This is a genomic window from Nonomuraea sp. NPDC051191 (assembly GCF_044455665.1).
GTDB lineage: Bacteria > Actinomycetota > Actinomycetes > Streptosporangiales > Streptosporangiaceae > Nonomuraea.
Genome location: NZ_JBITEZ010000050.1, coordinates 1 through 2,527, shown reverse-complemented (window position 1 = coordinate 2,527; position 2,527 = coordinate 1). Strand labels below are relative to the sequence as shown.

Annotated in this window: 1 protein-coding gene and 1 pseudogene; both read left to right on the top strand. The window is 74.3% G+C overall.

Annotated features, from left to right (window positions below; genetic code table 11):
• A pseudogene (locus tag ACIA8R_RS52935) lies at window positions 1-229 on the top strand (ABC transporter ATP-binding protein); the annotation flags it as partial.
• A 383-nt stretch (window positions 230-612) separates the two neighbouring features.
• A partial coding sequence (locus ACIA8R_RS52930; RefSeq protein ID WP_397045842.1) for a sensor histidine kinase occupies window positions 613-2,527 on the top strand: 1,915 nt, incomplete at its 3' end.

The window sequence follows — 2,527 nt, the reverse complement described above, 5'->3', positions numbered from 1 at the left end:
GGCCACCAGCAACCTGGACAGCGCCACCGGGGCGGCCATCGAGTCCAACCTGTCTTGGCTTCCGCAGACCCGCATCGTTATCGCCCACCGGCTCAGCACGCCCAAGGACGCCGACCTCATCGTGCTACTCGACGCCGGCCGCGTCCTGGACCGTGGCACGCACGAGGAGCTCATGGCGCACGAGGGCCGGTACGCCGAGCTGGTCGCCGCCCAGGTCAGGCTGGCTTGAAGCGGAGGAACGCCCACTCCGACCACCGGCGCGACCTCCGGCACGGCTTGATCCCCAGGTGACCAGGACCGTTGTCCCGGCCAGCACGGGACAGCGGCAGGACGTCGCTCCCGTGCCCGCGGGACACGGTCTGTGACAGTGTGGGACGCGTGTCCGACCTCCGTGCCGCCGGCCGTGACCAGCCCCATGGAGACTGCCGCGGTGCTCCTGTCGGCGCCTCCATGACTGGCGCCCCCGCCGCGCAACCCGCCACTCGGACCGCCGCCGCGGATGCAGCCGAGGTCTGTACCGATGGGCTCGACGAGGCCGGCTCTGAGGGGGCGGCGGCTGGATTGGGCGGTCCGGCTGCCTCGGTGAGGGACCGGTGGCCGGGGGGAGGCGCGGTGACGCTGGCCGCCGCATCCGTCTTCGCCGCCGTGACCGCCACCTGGATCGACGTGGCGACCGGACCGGTGACCCGGCCGGAGCCGCTGGATTGGGAGGTCTGGGCCTCGACGGTCCCGGGTGCCGCCCTGGCGATCGCCGGAGGAGTGCTGGCGGTACGGCGGCCGCGCCACCTGATGACCTGGATCCTGATCACCGGCGGGCTGGTGACCTGCGTGAACGGCCTGGCCGGCGCGTACGCGGTGTTGTCGTCGGCCCATCACGGCGGCACGCTCCCGCTGACCGCGGCTGCGGTCTACGCCGGGGCGCGGCTGGGGCCCTTCCTGAATCTGGTGCCGCTGCTCGTGCTGCTGTACTTCCCCGACGGACGGCTGGTCTCGCCCCGCTGGCGGTGGGCGGCCGCGGTCTCGCTCGCCGCCACGGGCCTGACGGTGCTCATCTTCCTGTTCGTGCCCTGGCGCATCGTGTCGCCGCAGGACTACCTGCCCGGGCTGGACGTGCCGATCCCGGTGATCCCCGACGCCTTCTGGCAGGCGGCGTACGCGGTGTCGCCGGTGCTGCTGGTGGCCAGTCTCCCCGTACCGGTGGCGGCCTTCGCCTGGCGGTTCCGGGGATCGTCGGGCGAGCGGCGGGCGCAGCTGCGCTGGATGCTGCTGGCCGCGCTGCTGAACACGGCCCTGATGCTGGCCTCCGCCGTGCTGGAGGGGATGCCGCGGGATCTGGGGTTCGTGTTGTGCCTGGTGGCGCTCGCCGCGGCGGTCATGGTGGCGGTGAGCCGCTACCGGCTCTACGACGTCGATCCCGTGCTCGGCTGGACCCTGCTGTACGGCGGGCTCGCGCTCGCCGTCGTCGCGATCGACGTCCCGCTCTTCGCCGGTCTTGGCGCGGTCATCGGGGAACCGGTCGCGGCCGTGCTGGCCGCCGTCGCGGTGGGCGTGGTCTACGCGCCGCTTCGCGAACGGGTGCGGCGATGGGTGAACCGGGTGCTGGCCGGGCGGGCGGAGCCGTACGAGGTGGTCTCGGCCCTGGCCCGCCGGCTGGAGGACTCGACGCGGCCGGAGGACCTGCTGCTGGAGGTCGCCAGGGCGGTGTCGGTAGCGTACCGGTCACCGTACGTGCGGGTCGAGCTGGACCGCGCCGACGGCCGGACCGTCGTGGTGGAACACGGCACACCCCGTCCGGACGTCGTCGTGCTGCCGTTCGCCTACCGGGAGGCGCCGATCGGCCGACTCGCCCTGGTGCCGCGCCCCGGCGCCTGGCCGGCCGAGGCCGCGCAGCGGCTGCTCGCCGACGTCGTACGCCAGGCCGCCGCCGCCGTACGCGCCACCGCGCTGACCGAGGAGCTCCAGCACAGCCGCGAACGCCTGGTCAACGGCGTGGCCGAGGAACGCCGCAGACTCCGCCGCGACCTGCACGACGGGCTGGGCCCCACCCTGGCCGCCGCCGCGTTGAAGGTGCAGGCGGCGCACAACCTGATGGCCCGGGACGCCGACTCCGCCCGCGCGGCGCTGGACCAGGTCCGCTCCGACCTCGGCAGCATGCTCGGCGACGTGCGGAGACTGGTGCACGATCTGCGGCCGCCGGCCCTGGACCAGTTCGGCCTGGCGGGCGCGCTCCGGCACGAGGCGTCCCGGTTCCGCGACGGCAGCCTGGCCGTCCAGGTGGACACCGAAGGGGATCTGACGGCGCTGCCGGCCGCGACCGAGGTGGCGGCATACCGCATCGTCTGCGAGGCTCTGACGAACATCGCCCGGCACGCGGGCGCGACCGGCTGCCACGTGCGAGTCGCCGTGGCCGATGACGAACTGGAGGTCGAGGTGATCGACGACGGGCGCGGCCTGCGCCCCGGCGCCGTGGTGGGCGTGGGCCTGCTCGGCATGCGGGAGCGCGCGGAGGAACTGGGCGGCCGGTGCG